Genomic DNA, 18,717 nt, shown 5'->3' with positions numbered 1-18,717 from the left:
TCCCTGATCATGATCGATAGTTTGTTATAGCAGGATAGCGCTTCATCTACCAAAATAAGTGCTGAAAGTAGGGGGGTGGGTTGTGATTAGTTAAGCGTCACAACAGCTTAAGCCTGATACAATTCACCGCAGACAGTATCGCTAAATTTTCTGATTTACAGATTTTTAGGCAATAAGATGTTCTGATGGAACTTAAGGGATAGTATTTTGATACTATTTCGGCATTGCTGTCTTGGGTTGAACATAAAAAGTATTATACAAAAAAATACAAATGGGTAGTTTTAATGAAGTTTCTTTTTGCTGGAATATTTCTGGTTGTTTCTGTGTTGTTATCTTTCTCATTGGGAAGCAGAGAGTGGCAATTAGCATTTATTGGACTTGCAACCATCGTCGGTTTTTTGCTGGGTCAGGTTTTAGGCTTATCTAAAGAGATAAAGTCACTGCGTGATGCGCTCGCTAAAGACTGGGAACAAAGGCAGGCTGAGACTCGGGCAAATCAAGCTGTAGCAAAGTTTTCCAATGCTAACAAATCGGAAGTGGAAGACGAAAAAAGCATCAGACAGCCATCTTCGCAGACGAATACCCCGCAAACTAATACCTATGGCGAAAGTGGTGATGATCAACAACAAGAATATCTAGATACAATTTCGCAAGCAGCTAATAACGTTGCCCCTACTGATGAAGCAAACCTTGAAACAGGTCTTGAGACAAATACAATAAATCAACAAGCAGTCCCAGAGTCTATTGATCAAGTCGCTTCAACGCCTTACATCCCGCCTGTTACAGAAGCGACTGACGCTATTGAATCAACGAATGCTTCGCGCGAAGACAATATTCTGGAAAAAGTCGGGGACAAAATTAAAGAATACTTTATGGGCGGAAACCTATTCGTTCGCATTGGTATCATTATTCTATTCTTTGGTGTTTCTTTCCTACTCAAATACGTGTCTGATCGAGGCTTTTTCCCGATCGAATACCGTTTGATTGGCGTCGTTGTTGGGACGATGTTCTTACTCGGTCTAGGGTGGCGATTACGTCACAAAAATGAAACCTACGCCTTATTATTACAAGGTGCAGGTATTGGTATCTTATATCTGGATATCTTCGCAGCCTTTAGTATGTTCAAGCTCATTGAGCCAGCATTAGCCTTTGGTTTATTGTTTGTCGTCAGCATGTTAAGTGCGGCATTAGCCGTATTACAAGACTCAAAATCACTCGCTGTTTTGGGCTTTAGTGGTGGTTTTCTCGCGCCGGTTTTAGCCTCAAGCGGGTCAAATAATCATGTGTATTTATTCAGTTACTATGCCGTTCTCAATATCGCGATTGTGGTGATTGCGTGGTTTAAAGCATGGCGCCCACTGAATTTATTAGGCTTTGCATTTACCTTTATTATCGGCACCGTTTGGGGTGTGTTGCGATATGACGATAGCAAGTTCGCAACCACCGAACCGTTCCTGATTATTTTCTTCCTGTTCTACGTATTAATCGCTGTTTTATTCGCATTACGTCAGCCACCAAAATTGCGAGGCTATGTTGATGGCACCTTATTATTCGGCGTACCGCTTGCTGCATCAGCGCTTCAATATTCGCTGGTAAAAGACTTTGAATACGGCGTGTCGATTTCTTCATTTGCGATGGGTTTATTCTACATCGTACTTTCATGGTTTGTATGGAAGCGTAAAGGAGATGGCTTAAAACTGTTATCCGAAGCCTTCCTTGCATTAGGTGCAATCTTCGCTTCAATGGCGATTCCATTTGCTTTGGCTCCAACGCAAACAGCAGCAGCCTGGGCATTAGAAGGCGCTGGATTACTCTGGTTAGGTTCTCGCCAAGATCGTATTTCAGTAAGAGCCTTTGGTTTAATCTTACAGGTGGGCGCTGGTTCCATTTTCCTCGCTCGATTCAGCCATATCGCCGACTTAAAACCTTTTGTAAATGGTCACTTTATCAGCAGTATGATGATGGCTGTTGCGGGCATAATTTCAGCCAGATTACTCTTTAAAGAATTCGAAGGTCGCAGAGTGTGGGAAAAAGGTATCAGCCCCTTCGCACTAGGCTGGGGTTTGATCTGGTTGTTCGGCGGCATTAGTTTCCAGCTCTTCACTTATTTCGACCTGAAATGGATGGCGAGTAATTTACTCATTCTAAGCGCGATTGTGAGCATTGGTTTCACCCTTGCTGCAACTCGGTTAAAACCAGAATGGAAGCACGCCTGGTATGTAGCCAGTGGTTTGTTTGTGTTGGTGATACTGCTTGGGCTTTCTCAAGTTGGGGCAACTGGTTTCCAAAGCGCTTACCATCCGTCACAATGGAATGGTTGGATAGCATGGCCGATTGTCTTTGCGGCGTTCTACTTCCATTTATATCAGCTAGAAAAGCACGCTGTGTTCCAGAAAATACAGCCGATATTCCACAGTTTATTACTGATTCTACTGGTGACATTAATTACGCTTGAAGGCACATGGTGGTTGAATAAACACTTGTCCAGTTCTTCAGCCTGGTTGAATATCTGGTATGTGATACCAGCGACACTGGCGCTCTGGATGATTATTAAAGCGAAGTTTTGGCCATTCAGTACGCATCAACTAACGTATCGACAGCAGACTGGTTTTGCGTTCGCTGCCTATTTAGCGCTGTGGTCATTGATGGCACTGGTATCGAAAGGGCAATCAGAACCATTGCCGTGGATTCCATTATTGAACCCTACGGATATCATGGTGGTGATCGTTTTCATCAGCTTGTTCAAATGGTGGCGTGCTAGTGGCATAGGGAACGTTGCCAGCGACATCGGTGACACGGCATCGATTGGCAATCACAATCCTGACAGAACGTTATTCAATCAGCGTGCGCTAATGATTGGTTTTGCCTCTTTAGTATTCTTATGGCTCAACTTCACTTTATTTAGAGTGGCACATCACTGGTTTGGCATTGCATACGATCCCGATGTCTTATTCTATTCAAACTGGGTACAAACCGCCGTTTCTATTTTATGGGCTTTGTCGGGTGTCATACTCACCTTGTATTCAAGCAAAAAACAGATTCGCCCATTGTGGGTTGCAGGTGCGGTAATACTGGGACTAGTGGTATTGAAATTGTTTGTGATTGATCTGGCTGCGTTAGGTAGTTTAGGTCGCGTTGTCTCATTCCTTGTAGTGGGTGTATTGCTAACCAGCATCGGTTATTTTGCGCCATTGCCCGATAAAAATGGAACTGGCAAGCAAGTAGAAGAACTAAACGAAGACAATGCCAGCAAAGAGAAAACTAGCAAAGAGAAAAACAAGGAAGAAAGTTCGATTGAGGATAAAAAATGAGGATGAAAGCAAAGCATCAATTACTTAAGGTATTCGGGGTATGTGCAATAACAGCGGCACTGCAATTTTCGCTAAACGCCGCGCCATTTACTCTCGAAGACTTTGCGCATTCGGCAGAATTAACCAATGCCACAACCTCATTAAGAGAGGTTGATTTACCGCTGATAGTCTATGAGAAAATGCAACGAAAAGACTATGGAGATATCCGTGTTTTCAGCGCAGATGGTCAACTGGTTCCCTATCAGCTGAGCCGGATTGAAAGAGTTAATTCGCAACAACAAAAGCCTTTGGTGTTTTATCCTTTTACCAAAGAGCAAGCGGAGGATACTGGCAATATAAAAGTAATCATTGAGCAGAATAAAAATACCAATCAGCAAAATGGACAACAGAGTATAAAAATCGTCCAAAAGTGGGGGGGTGACCCTGATAATCATCAGGATGATAAAGAATACCAGTACATTATAGAAAATCCTGAAAACACATCTGCAGGGCATAAATTGAATATGTGCGGGTTAAAACTCGATTGGGTTCAAGAAAAGCCGAGCATGGTGCTACCGCTAAAACTAGAGAGTAGTAATAACCTACAAAACTGGTCGACAGTAAGCCGAAAGCAGACGGTATCTAAACTCAATTACTCAGGTTCTAAACTGATACAGGATGAGATTGGCTTTTCTTGTACATCACAAAAATACCTGCGACTCACCTGGTTGAATCCAAATTCTCAAGTTCATATACAAAAAATTCAGGGCATTTACAACAGCACTGGCAAGCAGCAAACCCAATGGAAAAGCCTTGGAAAACCAGGTTATGACAAAGACGGAAATTGGCTTTTTGAAAGCGATGTGGTTGCCGCAATTACACAAATGGAATTTGTCGCACCGCAAGACGGCTTACTCTACAAGGGTAAATTGTATTCACGAAATCATGACAATGATGAGTGGAGATTTTCGCATAACATCAGCCAATATCGCTTAAACATTGGAGACACTCAATTACAAAGCAGTGCCTTTTCAATTAACCCTAATAAAAACCGTTACTGGAAAGTAACACTAGATTCAGAAGGGCAGTTTACCGATGAACAACTCCCTGAAATCAGAGCGGCATGGTCACCAAGAAAGCTGCTATTTTTAGCACAGGGAAAAGAGCCGTTTAAAATTGCCTTCGGTAATCCAAACATAAAACCCTCGCAGCAAAACGACCTGAATAACTTGATTACAACCATCCGGGATTCAGGTTCTATGGTGGATAATGTCAAACTTAGCGAAATAGAAAACAGTGGAAAAGTCTTCTCTCCAGATACCAACTGGAAACTGATTCTATTCTGGGTGATGCTGATCTTGGGAACGCTACTGATGGCTTATATGGCATTTAAATTATATAAGCAGATGGGTGAGGACAAAGCAGGTGATTAATTAGTTCTTACGGACTGAGAACTGACACTCTCCGTTTCTCTGCCTGCAACGATAACCAGGCGTGGATAAATAGCGTCAATAAGATCACAAACCCACCGATCAACGTCATATTGGAAGGTCTTTCACTTAAAAATGCCCAACCCAGATACGAACCCATAACCGTTTCTAGCGGCATGATCAGACTGACTTCAGGGGCTGAGATGTAACGCGGCCCCAGCGTAATTAACGCAAAGGCAATTGTAACGACGATTCCGCCGATAATTAAATAAGGAATTGATGCTTCAGGCAGTGCGTACGCTTTGGTTGTCTGGCTCAGCATTAATGCGCCGCCAGTTGCTGCCACAAGTCCACTAATGACCATGGCTGGGACCATATTAATATCTTTACGACGACGTGTCAGGGTAAAGCTAATCGCCATAAATATTGAAGTACCTAGGGCAAATAAATCACCAAGCAAACTACCCGAACCTAAACTTTTTGATACGATTAATATGATTGCGACAAAGATAACAGCCATCGCTATCCAGGTGCGCAGATGTACTTTTTCTTTTAAAAACAGCCAGCTAAATAAAGACGCAAAAGCAGGTGAGGTACTGATGATCACCAGTGTGTTTGAAATACTGGTATTTTGAATGGATGCCGTAAAAAAGAACGAGCTAACCCCAAAAATCAAACCAATCAAAAGTCCTGCACGACCAATATTCTTAAATTGTTTGAGGGTTTTTTCACGATACATCATCAACATCAGAATAGAAATGCCAGCGGCAAAGGCAATCCCACGCCAAAGCACTGCAGTCCAAGTCTCAACGTCTAAAAGACGAATTAAAAGCGCATCCGGGCTTAAAATAAGAACCCCAAGGGTGGTAATTAAAATACCTTTTAGATGATCAGATGTGGGATTAGCGTTTGGCACGATAGTGTTCTGCTTTGAGTTTACGTCATAAAAAATCAGATAAGGCGAGGATTCTCACCCATCTGATGCTAAAGCACAAAGCTTAAATAAAAAGAACCCTAGATAATACTTACAAGTCTGACTCTAAGATTTCATAAATCCTAAGTTTTTCTGACTGAAATTAGCCAGATTTGGCAGCATCGTTTGTTGCTCAGTAGCTGATACGCCCATCCAGTCAGCGAGTGTTGCCCCATATTGTGCGACTGACGTTGTCGGGATAATACGTCCTGCAAAGTTCTCATCATCGCCAGCATCATCGGGGTTATTCTGTGAAGCAAAACTAGGGAATGCGCCATAAATCTGACCACCCTTAACTTTGTTGCCCAAAACCAGCGAATGCCCACCCCAACCGTGGTCAGTTCCGTCACCATTGGTGGTGAGTGTTCGACCAAAATCAGAAGCCGTAAATGTGGTCACGCTATCTGCCTTTCCCATGTCATCAATGGCTGTTTGAAAGCTAGTAAGCGCTGCATTTAACTCCGTCATTAATGGAATCATTCTGACGTTTTGATTGCTGTGAGTATCCCAGCCACCGAGCCCAACAAAAAATACCTGTTTACCCATATTCAATTGTTCACGAGCCGAAATCATGCGAGCCACTAAATGCAGTTGTCTTTGTAAATCTCCTGCGGGTGAAAAGCTGCTCACTGGGTGATCATTAATCGCTTCGGATAAACTATTCGCCGTGTCATTCGCGCGTGTGATCGCATGCGCAACCTGCTGTTTAAACGGCGCTGCCTGATCAGCTTTACTGGCTGCTATCAACGCTTCTAATGTTGCCTGGGTGCTACTCGATGCGTTGTAACCGACCATGCGTTGGATGTTTGCGTTGGCATTTAGTTGAACGTAATTCTGTTGTAAATTATTTAACCACGAGTTCGATCCATTGATTGAAATGGACGTTGCCACATTAGACGTAGCGTTGCAGTTCGCAATTCGTTCTGCAATCGAACCACCCCAGCCGAAGGCGTCCGCTAAATTTCCACTGCCTGTTTGCCAGAGTTTTTGTTGTGCATCGTGGGCAAACAAACTTTGGGGCAGGGTGGTAGAGGCATTGAAATCTGCTTTTGTTGTAGGTTGTATCAAATTACCGACATTACTGACGACAGCAAGTCGGTCGTTTTCATAAAGATCGTGTAAACCAGCCAAACTGCTATTAAAGCCAAACTCACCCTGAGTCGCATCGGTGCTGGCTAACAAGTCTGATTTATTGACCGCCATCGCCCCGCGAGTTGCTGCGTATTGATCGTAAGCTGAATCGGTTGGCACCACAAAATTAAAACTATCTGCGCCGCCTAATAGAAACACACAAACCAGAGATTGTGGCAGATCGCAATCAGCCGCAGCCACCGATGAGGTTAAACCCGTTCCTAAAAAAGTGCCCGAAAGTAGGGGGGTGTACTTCAAACTACCCGTGGTTAATGCCGAGGCACCAGCACGTTTAAGGAATGATCGTCTTGAAATGTTATTACTGTTTTTCATATCTATTCCCCTTATCCCTGAACCTTAAAGCCAGCCGATGCAACAATCAGGAAGATTGCCTCTTGCGCGCGTTCACTGCTGTCTGAAATCGTAGCAAGATGGTTGGTAATGATGGATTTCTGGCTCGCACCTAAGCTACCAGCAAGTAGTAATTTATTCAGATACTCAACCAGTGCATCAACATCTGGTGCGAGTTGCACCGCTTTATCAATATTGATACGAGTCGCACCATCCCAACCGCCAGTATCCTGACTGTTGAAGGTATAGATTTGCTGGTGAAACGCGTTATGCATGGAAGCCACATTCGCCTCGGTCATAATCTGCATTTCAGGTGCATATAAACTGGAATCACTGGCTAAAAGATTATCCGGTAAGAAGAAATTAAATACCGAAGGTGATTTAAGCACCGCCTGACCAAAGACCTCTTCCAGGCGGTCACTAGACTTGGCGTATAAACGATAGCTGTTATTTGTTGCACCAGAACCCGGTTGCGCATCGAAGGCTCGCCATAGCTGGGCTAACTGCATTAATGGTTCTTTCACTTTACCAAAATCAGGGTTGACCGATTTACCGTTAACGGCTTCCTGATCTAATAAAATAGCTTTAACTACTGCACCAAGATCACCTTTTTCACCTTGTCCGTTATCGTTGAAAACGGCTGCAACGCGCTCTACATAATTAGGACTAGGGTTGCTGGTGGTGAAACGCTGGATTAGTAACTTACTAAAAAACGGTGCGACATTCGGGTGGCTCGCAATGTTATCTAATGCCGCTTCCATATCATCTTCAGCAGGCGTTGATGAACTCGCGCTACTCATTAACTGTGCACCATTCAGAAGTATCTTGGTGGTCGTATCGTGATAAGAATCAGACACCGGCGTATTGTAATCCGCTATCATTGCCAATCTTTTATCGTAAGGTGTAAGGTCGTTTGAAACCCATGTGCCGGATGAATCCGCAAAGTTCCAACCCGTAAACACCTTGGCAAAATCTTCTACGGTATTCTGGCTGTAAGTAGGAATTGGATTCGCCAAAGGTAAGGCTTCACCCCGATCATTCAATTTATACAAACCCACCGAAAATAACTGTAGTACTTCACGTGCATAGTTTTCATCAGGGCGTATTTGCAAAGCAGGGTTGGCTTTTTGATTGCGCACCATGCTGAGGTAAATCCCCATCGTAGGGTGCAACGTAACTTTTTCTAGAAGCTCTCGGTAATTACCAAACGCATTTTCAGCGAGCATATCGTAATAATGGCTGACACCGTATTGCGCATTACCCAAGGCATAATCAAGATCAGAAATAACAAAAATCTCGCTCAAAGCAAATGCCATGCGTTGCCTGAGCTGATCATCACCCTCTATCGCATTCTTCCACCAGATATCATGGCGCGTAGAACGCAGGCTTCCATTTGAATTTGCTTCAACATACGGAAGCGTGCGTGACATTGGTAAGGCAATTTGCTGATCAATCCAGGCTTCCAGATTGTTTTGTGAAACAAGGTTATCAATAGCCGCTTCCGAAGGCCCAAAAGTCGCTTGAGTCAGAAACTTGGCATCTTTTTCGGCAGTGACAGTAATTGCAGCTGCGGAATAATCTGGATCGTCGTTTGTTTCTGTAACTACAGAATTGTCAGTTGGATCCGAAGAGTCCGAAGAGTCCGAAGAGTCCGAAGAGTCCGAAGAGTCCGAAGAGTCCGAAGAGTCCGAAGAGTCCGAAGAGTCCGAAGAGTCCGAAGAATCAGTCGATTCGTTAGCATTATCCTCAGAGCTTGAATCTACAGGGCTACTTGTATCTGGTGGGCTAGAGCTTTCGCCATTGTTTGAAGAGCTACTTCCTCCACCACAAGCACTCAGTAATAGAGAAAATAGTAACAGCGATAGAATCCGCATAAGTAAGCCCTTTATCCTGAATTGATTATTTATTGACCAATTGAATGAATTTAAGTTCTTGAAAATTATTATTTATTAATAAAATCAATTGAGTGATTAGTCTATTTATTATAATCAATAAATTTGAAATTATTACGCAAAGAGTGTTGTACAAAAGGGTTTTCGTACAATCAAAACTCAATAAATAATAAAGAAAAAATACCTATGAAACATCGTATTTACGATGAATTAAAAATATATTTTGTTTGAAAGAAGTTTATAAACTGAATTTTTGTCATGATTGGCACTCTGTAAGGTAAATAGCAAAAAAATTAAATTATTTTTACGAAAAATTTAATTCAGCTAAGTTGTTATTTTATATCAAATTATTATAAGTAAAATCTATTATATCCATAAATAATTTCACTGCTTTTTTAAGGTTATTCTGAACTTAAATTATTTTTCATGTTCACAATTTGCGTCTCAAAGGATTGAGACAAACGTACATTTTTTTAAGTATTTATCAAAAGATACGATCATGAAAAATATACTTTTTAGCAAGGATGTTATTTAAGATTTTTAGATTAATTGTAATCTTAGATAAGAATATTGATTTTAAATCAATTGCTTAGAGAAATGTTTCTATAATTTCTACGGAAGGATAAAAACATGAAAAATATTCATTCACTTGCAATTTTAGGAACGGCTTTAGTTTTAAGTCAAACTGCTTTTGCCCAGCCCAGTGTTAATGGAAGTACAATATCTTGGCCCAGCAGTGGTTGGTATCAAGTACAACGACCGACCGCACAAGGCGGCAATCCTGTCGATTGGGATGTGTGTAACACCAATACTGATGGCACATCCTGTAGTGTTCCTGATGGAACTTACAGAGTTAAAAAGCAAGGTGGTAATCCTTGGAGAACGCTACAGACATGGAATAATGTTGTAGTGGAATCAAATACAAATACCTCTAACGGCCCGACAGTTTCTGGAAATACAATTTCGTGGCCAAACAGCGGATGGTATCAGGTACAAAGACCGACCGCTCAAGGTGGTAATCCTGTTGATTGGAATGTATGTAATACAAATTCAGATGGAACATCTTGTACTGTTCCTGATGGAACATACAGAGTTAAAAAGCAAGGTGGAAATCCTTGGGGAACCTTACAAACGTGGAATAACATAGTGGTAGGTAACCCAACTTCAAATTCTAGTTATACACAAATCTTTAGAGAAGATTTTAACGGTAGTTCTATTTCTTCAAAATTTAAACTGGCAAATTGGGCAATTCCAAATCGGGATACAACCAACAACATTAATTCTTGTTCGCAGTCCAATGGTAAGCTAAACCTTTCGATTAAAAATATCGGTAATCAACGCCAAACGTGTTATTTAATTTCTAAGAAGCAAGACTTTGGTCCCGGTGACAACTCTACTCTAAAATTCGAATATCGAGCAAATGTTTCTCAAGTTAAAGCCAGAGGCGCATGGTTTGCAGGTTGGTTATTTGCTCTGGGAGGTAATGCTTCTACAGACGGTAATAAGAATACAGGTGCTGAATATGATGTATTTGAATATATGCCAACGTGGAACACTGCTTACAATACAGCTGTTCATGATGGGGATATCGCCCTTAAAAAATGGATTGAACCTAAGAAGGATTACGGTATAGATCTAACACAAAATAAGTACCATACATTTAGTGTTGAATGGAATAAAAACTGTATGGCTTTCTTTATTGATGGACATAGAGTTAACACAAATACTTCCCATGTTTCTAAAGCAAAAAAGCATACTATTTTCTTGACTATGGAAGGGCAAACAGGAACTCAGTGGAATACCTGGAATGTTGGCAGTCTTCAGAACAATCTCAATAGTAATCCTGCTACAGGTAAGATAGATTGGGTGAAAGTTTCAGAAAAGAACTCTATTGATCCGGGTTTATGTTTTTAAGTTTATAATTCTTAATAACAAAACAGAGGAATATTTTATTCCTCTGTTTCTGGTCAAACAATTAATCTCATTGAGGAGGAAGAAACTGTTTATTAATTCGTTGAAGGGTTGTTTCATAATCCAGCCTTTATAATAAAAACAGCCCATAAGTAGGGGGGTGGTATTATCAATTCTCTAAACAGTAGTTATGTTAAGTATCAATAAACAATACTTAAAGTCTCCAATAAACTAACTATTGTTCTAATAGTTGCTCCTAAGTAGCTTTCATTTAATCTTCGCTTGTCCTTACGAATCTCGTCAGAGACATACTTAGACTTTCAGGAGAAAGAAAATGAAAGCCCAAACTACTAATAATTTTGCACAAAAACTTAAACTGAAATTTCAACAAACGTTTAAGAAAATACTTAAAAATACGCTAGCTGTTGCTACCTTAGGCATCGTCCTTTTAGGCGCAACCACATCTGTAATGGCGGCAGGTTTAATGACACCTGTCGATTCCAGCAAACCCGCATTATCGATCAAATCGCATCATGTGAATGTGACCATTGAAGATGGCTACGCGGTTACCGAGGTTGATCAAACCTTTAGCAATCCACATCAACAGGATTTGGAAGCTACCTATAGTTTCCCCGTTCCTGAAAAAGGTGTGGTTTCAGAATTTACCATCTGGATTGACGGTAAACCCGTGATTGGTGAAGTGTTGGAAAAACAAAAAGCCCAACAGCTTTATGAAGAAGAAAAAGCCGCAGGTCGAGATGCAGGTTTAACCACCAAGGTTAAGCATTACCGTTTTGAAGTAAAAGTCAGCCCAGTACGTGCGCAACAAGATGCACGAATTCGTTTGGTGTATATGCAGGCCGCTGATATTGATAACAGCATGGGCCGTTATGTGTATCCGTTAGAAGAGGGCGAAACTGATGATCAAGCCAATGCCTTTTGGTCTTATGATCCTGTGGTTAAAGAAGATTTTTCATTCAAAGTAGATTTACGTTCTGGCTATCCAGTGAATGGCGTACGTTTACCACAGCATTCGCAAGCGGTCGTGACACAATCTAATCCGCAAGAATGGTCAGTGAGCTTGGGTAGTAACAACTCTGTAGAAACATTAAAAAAGATTCAAGTTGAAGAAGTGGCTACGCCTACCCAGGAATCAACAGGCACATTAGCTGAAGATCTCATCAAGGCAATAAAAAATAAGCCAATCAGCAATAATGAAATCGCCGCGCTAGAAAGTGGAGAAACGACTACATCAAACACAAACACAGCTGCCGCGACGCTTGATAAAGACATCGTCATGTACTGGCGTTTAGCACCGAACCTACCGGGGTCGATTGATCTGGTTACACACCGTGAGCAAGGCGCAAAGCGTGGTACATTTATGATGACACTCACACCAGGTGACGACCTTGCGAAAATCGAAGAAGGTCGTGACTGGGCATTTGTACTCGATATGTCAGGCTCAATGAGTGGCAAATACCAAACAATGGTCGATGGTGTGCAGCGTGCAATCGGTGGTTTAAACGCACAAGACCGTTTTCAGATCATCCTGTTTGATAATGCGGTCGAAGATTTAACGCAATCAACATGGATAAACGCAACGGCAGAAAACGTGATTCATTGGAGCAACGCACTCGCAGCAACAGGCCCGCGTGGTGGCACCAATATCTATGCAGGTTTAAGTAAAGCACTGAACAATCTTGATGCTGATCGCACCGGCGCAATCGTACTTGTTACCGACGGTGAAGCGAATGTCGGCGTCACTGAAAAGAAGGAATTCCTCAAGCTAATGACAGGTCACGATGTGCGTTTATTTACCGCAGTTATGGGTAATGGCGCGAATCGTCCACTACTAAACGCGATGACAGAAGTCTCAAATGGTTTCGCCGTAAGCGTATCGAATAGCGATGATATCTCAGGCAAGATCAGAGAGTTCACCAGCAAAGTAACGCATCAGGCAATGCACGATGTAGAGCTAGATATAACTGGTATTAAAACAGGCGACATGACGCCAGAGAAAATCACCAGCCTATACCGAGGCGAGCAGTTAGTCGTATTCGGTCACTACTGGGGTTCTGGTGATGCAAATGTCGAGCTAAAAGCCAAAGTATCCGGTGAAAACAAATCGTACAAAACACGCTTTGCTTTCCCTGAAAACGAGACTAGTAATCCAGAAATCGAACGTCTTTGGGCCTACGCAAAAATCCAGGACCTAAAGAAGCAGATCGATTACCTGGGTTCAGATGCAGACTTTAAAAGCGCAGTCATCGACATCGCAGTAGAGAATAGCTTAGTCACCGATTACACCTCAATGATCGTAATGCGTGACGAGCAATTCGAAGCACACGGCATCGAGCGTAAAAACAAAGCACGCGTAGCAAAAGAGCAAACAGCGAAAACACAACGCAAAGCAGCGCCAGTGCAATCGCGCCGAGCAGATACCTCGCAACCAGTGTTTACATCAAATCGTTCTTCACACGGTGGTGGTGGAGGTGGAGCGTTTAATCCACTGATGTTATTACCGTTTGCAGTGTTTGCGGTTTATAGAAGGAAGAAAGGAGGTTTTATTGAGAAAAATTAGAGAGTAAATTCTATAAATTATCAGAGGTGAAAATGCAGACTTTGGTCTGCATTTTTTATGGGCAAAGTGAAAAGTACCTAAAAGTAGGGGGTATCTTTTCATTTTTAATTTTTCCATAGCAATTAAAATTTATTTTATGATTGTTGTAATAGTAGACAATAGGGAACTGACAATGAGTAATGAATTTAATAAATTTTGGAAAAAAATGAAATCTAGTAAAAACTATTTGAAGGTTGGGGAGTTAAAAGATTTTTATAGTTATACAATCTGGGCAAGAAATGCTTTTGTCGGTATATGGGTTAAAGATGAAAATGCTTTTCTAATATCCAGATATAAAGTAGGAGATGTGCCAATTTTACGTTGGGAATATCATTGGGATATTGGTGAGCCACTAGGGACAGCTAAGCCAATTCAGATAATAGAAAACTGCCCTTATGAGCTAAAAAATACGGATGATAAAGCTGAAGAAATTTGTAGATACCTCAATGATTTGGAAGAAAAAAATCCTGTAGTTGTGGGTTTTAATACGTTACAGGATAGAAGAATAGCTGCGATACGGTTTAAGCAAAGATTATCAGGAATGAAGAATTGGAAAGATGTTGAGGTCTAAATATATTTTGACTAAAAACCGAGTTTGGGAATTAGGCATGAAAAGATATAGCAAATATCATTATTAAAAATTTTTAATGAGAGTTAGAATTTCCTCTCTTAATCCACCTTCTTTTCTTAGTTTTAATAAATTATCAACGTCTTTGTCTTCTCGTATTGATCCACAATTTTTCGAATACCATTTAAAATTGAGTTCTCCTTTATCAAAGTCCCCCCAATTATTTAGCTCGTATGGGCTCTCCTTATATTTTTTAAATTCTAAACTCAATTCCGAATCTGTCTTTATTAAAAAACCATAATGAATATTTTGTGTAGCCGCCATGATGTGGATTAAGATATCTGGGCATCTGGTTTTTATAAATAATCCAAAGCCTTCTAATTTATTTTGTTTACTTATACCTTTCTGTTCAAACCATTTCTTACATTTATTATTACCGTAGAGCTTTTCCTCAGGGATTCTATCCCGATATATGTAATCAGCATTTTTCTCTTTTAAATCTTCGAAAAATTCAAACAAAATATCACCTTTTGAATTATTAATACTTTTTGATAGCTCAATTGCAGTCTTTAAATTATCGTCTTTACTCAACAATTTCACTAAATCTGATTTACGAACAGTTGTCATATCGTTTCCTGTTATTTTTCTAGTTAAATTTAAATACTGCAAAATTGCTTCTCTTACAATTGGAACTAATGCAACTTCCTTGATGCAAAGTTCTAGCCACGCGATTATATGATCACTATAAGAAAGCTTTGTATATTTAACTCCCCCTCCGCTTTGATCGCTAGCATCTGATCCCTCTTTAGTGAGGTAGATTAAGTCCCACTCTTTGCCTAAACTTTCAGCTACTGTTTTGTATTTTTTTAATTGATGTTTCCCATCAAAGGCATCAATTTTATTTTCTATCAGAAGCCAATAATTTGAAAATTTAATTATAATATCAATTCTACTGTTCGTATTTTCGCCATCTTCACTATTAAAAGACTCTTCAGATACAACTTCTACATTAAGGTAGTCGAGTGTGATTTCACTGTCGACTTTAGGCAAAGACATAACGTTCATAAATAGTTCTAAAAATATTACGCCTTGTCCGTGTAATCCTTTTGGATTCAACAACTCCGCGATTATTGCTGAGTGAGTGTTTACTTCGTATCGCTCTATTTTTGTTATTGTAAATAAGTTGAATTTATAACCTGTATCTTTCTCTAATTTGTCATGTCGTTTCCCGATTTCAGATGCTTTATCTAACAAATTATGTTCTTTTTTTGTCATTCTTTTAATAATACCTGTGACGAAATTTTAAACGAATCACAGACTAGACTATTCGTTAAATGCTGACAACTTAAAAAATTCTGATAACTCTGAATATTTTTTAAGAACAGGTACTTAAATTATCGAATTACTTATTCAATTGATTTCTTGGAAGCATTTTTGCTAACCTAAAAATGCAACTATTTATTATAAAGTGGCGAGGCATGAATCTCCCTTTTTACTAATTTTGCAATCTCATCCTCCGAAAGTCGTCGTTCAATCTAGACGCGCTAACACTGATAGATAGATTAGCTTGCTTCATCTGACGCATGATTATCTGCACATAATCAACTCCTCAACCATTGGTAGTAAATTTCGAAACCCAGATGACGCTTCCGCTTATCTAGGCTACATCTATGATTGTTCATATTAGGCATCCACAATATTCCTATTAATTAGCCGCATCTTGTAATTAGGCATTTCCACGGAAAGATGGTTATAGAAAATCATTTTAAATAAAGAATAATTTACTAAAAAAAGTAACCCAAAGTAGGGGGGTGCCATTTAAACTGATTGCAATCATTGGGAAGAAATCCTGACGCTTTTATGCATTGGAAATGATATTTTTTAAATTTTTTATGCTTTTACTGAATTTTATTTTAAAAACTAATCAGAGACTTATTAACAAATGAACCGTTGATGTGAATGTTCCTTTGTCTACTTTCAATAAGTGCCTTATGATCTAATCAACCCTGTAGGATTTGCCTTGTTTCTGTTATTTTCCGGATAGACTTTGATCGTTTATGGATATTGTTTTAATCACCACCATTATCAGCGCCTTGTTTCTGGTCATTGCAGCGGCAGAGCCTCTGGCGGCACGCTTAAATCTACCTTTTAGTGCGATATTGGCGATACTTGGCATCCTCATTGGTGGTGGTGCAACGTTCTTTCTAAATACTGAGCTTACTGATGCCCTCAATCCGGTTGCAGAGGCAATACTGAATTTCCCAATACGTTCAAACGTATTCCTCTATGTCTTCCTGCCGACATTGTTGTTTCAGGCAACATTAGGGATGAATTTGAGGCGAATGCTGGATGATTGGGTGCCGATTCTGGTGTTAGCTGTGGTGGCAGTAGTTGTGGCAACCTTCACAGTTGGCTATGCATTATCATGGGTTAGCACGTTACCATTGATGGCTTGCTTATTGATTGGTGCTATTGTTTCCACTACCGACCCTTCAGCGGTGGTCACTATTTTTCGTTCGATCGCTGCGCCAAAAAGATTGGCGCGTATCATCGAAGGTGAGAGTTTATTAAACGATGCTGCCGCAATCGCATTGACAGGTGTATTCCTCACCTTTGTGACGGTTAATCTTCCAAACCCCACCATGGTAAGTGCCTTTTCAAAGTTTCCCGTTCTGATCATAGGTGGTGTATTAACGGGTTTAGTCTCTACCTATGTCGCGCTTTGGATCATGACGTTATTCGCGCAATACGAGCGTGCGATTATCTCTGTATCAGTTGCTCTTCCCTATATGGCTTATATTGGCGCAGAACAAACCATCGGCGCATCGGGCGTCATTGCAGTGGTAACGGCTGGGCTTACTTTGAAGCTTGTCGGTCCTAGTCGGGTGTCACCTTTTTCATGGACAAATCTACGAGAAACCTGGGACCTGTTGGCACATTGGGCTGGCGCGTTGATATTTATACTCGCGGCGCTGCTGATTCCGCGAATGCTCGAAACTGTGCGCCTAGATGATGTCTATCTGGTACTGGTGGTTATCGTGGCGGCTATCGCGGCACGAGCCGTCATTCTGTTTGGTCTTATGCCTCTAATGTCTAGCCTGCGGCTTTCACCCAAAGTTGAAATGCCATACCGTGCTGCGATTTTATGGGGTGGTTTAAGAGGGGCTGTAACTTTGGCTCTTGCCTTGGCAGTCACAGAAAGTCAGGCAGTTCCGGTCGAAATTAAGCGAGTAGTTGGCATTCTGGCAACTGGTTTTACTTTGTTCACTTTGCTGGTTCAAGGTACAACGCTTCGCTGGGTGATTAGCCTACTGAAACTCGATCGGTTGTCGCCTGTTGATCAGGCATTATCCAATCAGGTAGTGGCAGTTGCATTACAAACGGTTCGCGAAGATATGGGCGAGCGCACCAAGGTGTTCGAACTACCGCACGAAATAGTACGTAGTGAAGCTAAGAAGTTTGCTTCAAGGGTGGATGATGCCGTTCATCTGGCTGAGGGAGACGAGGTTATTAGTGATCGTGACCGAATCACACTTGGCTTGGTCGCGTTAGCAGTAGCCGAGCGTAACGCCGTACTGGAGCGAATCAGAGAACGAACATTTCCGTTGCGTCTTGCTGAACGCGCCATCTCTGATGTAGATGGTTTAATTGATGGTGCTCGAACATCAGGTCGCACGGGTTATCAACGCGCTGCCAAGAAAAGTGTCGACTACCGTCGCGTTTATCGAGTGGCATTGTTTCTACACAACCGTCTGCGATGGTCAGCACCGCTAGCTCGCATCATCGAAGAGCGTTTTGAAGTGCTGTTATCACAAAGTGTTATCTTTGGTGATCTGGAAGGTTTTATCAATGCGCGCATCAAGCGTTTACATGGTCGTCGTGTGGCAGGGCTGCTTCAAGAGTTACTGAGTCGTCGCAAGACAATGGTGGAAACCGCCCTCGAAGGTTTGCGCCTGCAATTTCCCGGATACGCAGAGGAGCTTGGACGAAATATCATTCAGCGAACGGCGTTGCGTCTTGAAGAAAGAGAGTACGATTCGTTGCGGGAGCAAAGCCTGGTAGGTGAAGAGCTATATATTACTCTGGTACAAGACATCGCATCACGTCGCGAAATCGCAGAGCATCGACTGTCGATTGATCTATCCGTACAGCGTGCGGAACTGATTAAACAATACCCCTTGTTTACTGATCTTGATGAAGCAAGCTTGAAAAGGTTAGCGCGTAACCTGCAATCACGTTATGTCGGCGCTGATACAGTGATTATCAATAAAGACAGTGTGATGAAAAAGGTCTATTTCATAGCATCTGGTGCGGTCGAAATAGAATCTGCTGGTAGGCTATCCCGACTAGGGCGTGGTGAGATATTCGGCGTAATGACATTACTATCCGGCAAGCATCGCCGCATTAAGGCACGCACTATTGTTCCATCGACACTACTGGTTCTGGATGAAACCAAATTTCGGCGATTACTGGAACGTAGTCCGAAGTTGCAGCAGATCGTAAATGACACAAGTAATGTTCACTGATTAGAGTGAACAATTGCACCTCCAA

General features: G+C 41.4%; 10 protein-coding genes. 6 read left to right on the top strand and 4 right to left on the bottom strand.

Features of this window, described 5'->3' with window-relative positions:
- Positions 1–284 precede the first annotated feature (284 nt).
- Entirely contained in the window at positions 285–3,311 is a 3,027-nt protein-coding gene (locus tag EV695_RS17175; RefSeq protein WP_131907249.1) for a DUF2339 domain-containing protein, read from the top strand.
- On the top strand, positions 3,308–4,723 hold the full coding sequence (locus EV695_RS17170) for a DUF3999 family protein (RefSeq protein WP_131907248.1): 1,416 nt from the start codon (positions 3,308–3,310) through the stop codon (positions 4,721–4,723). The genes EV695_RS17175 and EV695_RS17170 overlap by 4 nt, the downstream gene beginning before the upstream one ends.
- A 7-nt stretch (positions 4,724–4,730) precedes the next feature.
- Here the strand turns inward: EV695_RS17170 and EV695_RS17165 are convergent, their stop codons facing one another.
- The 3 genes from EV695_RS17165 to EV695_RS17155 form a co-directional block, all read right to left on the bottom strand.
- On the bottom strand, positions 4,731–5,636 hold the full coding sequence (locus EV695_RS17165) for a DMT family transporter (protein ID WP_131907247.1): 906 nt from the start codon (positions 5,634–5,636) through the stop codon (positions 4,731–4,733).
- 123 nt (positions 5,637–5,759) lie between these two features.
- The gene (locus EV695_RS17160) at positions 5,760–7,157 is read right to left on the bottom strand and encodes a DUF1501 domain-containing protein (RefSeq protein ID WP_131907246.1); all 1,398 of its coding nucleotides are present in this window, start codon (positions 7,155–7,157) and stop codon (positions 5,760–5,762) included.
- Between the two features lie 11 nt (positions 7,158–7,168).
- Positions 7,169–9,049 carry a DUF1800 domain-containing protein gene (locus EV695_RS17155; protein WP_131907245.1) on the bottom strand — a complete coding sequence of 627 codons (1,881 nt, stop codon included), beginning with the start codon at positions 9,047–9,049 and terminating at the stop codon, positions 7,169–7,171.
- A gap of 648 nt (positions 9,050–9,697) precedes the next feature.
- Between EV695_RS17155 and EV695_RS17150 the strand changes: the two genes are divergently transcribed.
- The 3 genes from EV695_RS17150 (at position 9,698) to EV695_RS17140 (ending at position 14,169) form a co-directional block, all read left to right on the top strand.
- Positions 9,698–10,981 (top strand): glycoside hydrolase family 16 protein, encoded by a 1,284-nt coding sequence (locus tag EV695_RS17150; RefSeq protein ID WP_131907244.1) that lies wholly within the window; start codon positions 9,698–9,700, stop codon positions 10,979–10,981.
- Positions 10,982–11,312: 331 nt separating this feature from the next.
- Complete coding sequence (locus EV695_RS17145) at positions 11,313–13,559, top strand: VIT and vWA domain-containing protein (protein WP_165874748.1); 2,247 nt, start codon at positions 11,313–11,315, stop codon at positions 13,557–13,559.
- 172 nt (positions 13,560–13,731) lie between these two features.
- Complete coding sequence (locus EV695_RS17140) at positions 13,732–14,169, top strand: hypothetical protein (RefSeq protein ID WP_131907243.1); 438 nt, start codon at positions 13,732–13,734, stop codon at positions 14,167–14,169.
- A gap of 63 nt (positions 14,170–14,232) precedes the next feature.
- On the opposite strand, the gene EV695_RS17135 is transcribed toward EV695_RS17140, so the two are convergent.
- Positions 14,233–15,441: a PDDEXK-like family protein gene (locus EV695_RS17135; RefSeq protein ID WP_131907242.1), complete on the bottom strand. Its 1,209-nt coding sequence runs from the start codon at positions 15,439–15,441 to the stop codon at positions 14,233–14,235.
- A gap of 782 nt (positions 15,442–16,223) precedes the next feature.
- On the opposite strand from EV695_RS17135, the gene EV695_RS17130 reads away from it, so the two are divergent.
- Entirely contained in the window at positions 16,224–18,692 is a 2,469-nt protein-coding gene (locus EV695_RS17130) for a cation:proton antiporter (protein WP_131907241.1), read from the top strand.
- The last annotated feature ends 25 nt before the right edge of the window (positions 18,693–18,717 follow it).

This window comes from Cocleimonas flava (genome assembly GCF_004339015.1).
GTDB classification, from domain to species: Bacteria; Pseudomonadota; Gammaproteobacteria; order Thiotrichales; family Thiotrichaceae; genus Cocleimonas; species Cocleimonas flava.
The sequence above is the reverse complement of the archived record's forward strand: the minus strand, read 5'-3'. Positions and strand labels throughout refer to the sequence as shown.